Source organism: Frateuria hangzhouensis, from assembly GCF_026410505.1.
GTDB classification, from domain to species: domain Bacteria; phylum Pseudomonadota; class Gammaproteobacteria; order Xanthomonadales; family Rhodanobacteraceae; genus Frateuria_A; species Frateuria_A hangzhouensis.
This window is the reverse complement of record NZ_JAPMIU010000051.1, coordinates 1-288: the sequence shown is the minus strand read 5'-3', so window position 1 is coordinate 288 and position 288 is coordinate 1. Positions and strand designations below refer to the sequence as shown.

1 protein-coding gene is annotated in these 288 nt (G+C 58.3%); it reads left to right on the top strand.

The features are described from left to right. A partial coding sequence (locus OSC30_RS16825) for a glucoamylase family protein (RefSeq protein ID WP_267173000.1) occupies positions 1-288 on the top strand: 288 nt, incomplete at both ends.

The window sequence follows — 288 nt, the reverse complement described above, 5'->3', positions numbered from 1 at the left end:
ATCCTCAATCAGACCAACAATTTGATCGTCAAGGAACAGATGAACCACGGCCGCCGTCTCGGCACGCCTTGGGGCATTTCCGAAGCGGCATTCAACGCCCGCGATCACAACATGAACTACCAGTACACCAACTTCGGCGTACCGACGCTTGGCCTCAAGCGCGGCCTCGGCCAGAATGCGGTGATCGCGCCTTACGCCTCGATCCTCGCCAGCCAGTATGACCCTGACGGTGCATTGGAAAACCTCGACAAGCTGCGCAAGCTTGGCGCGCTTGGCCAGTATGGTTTC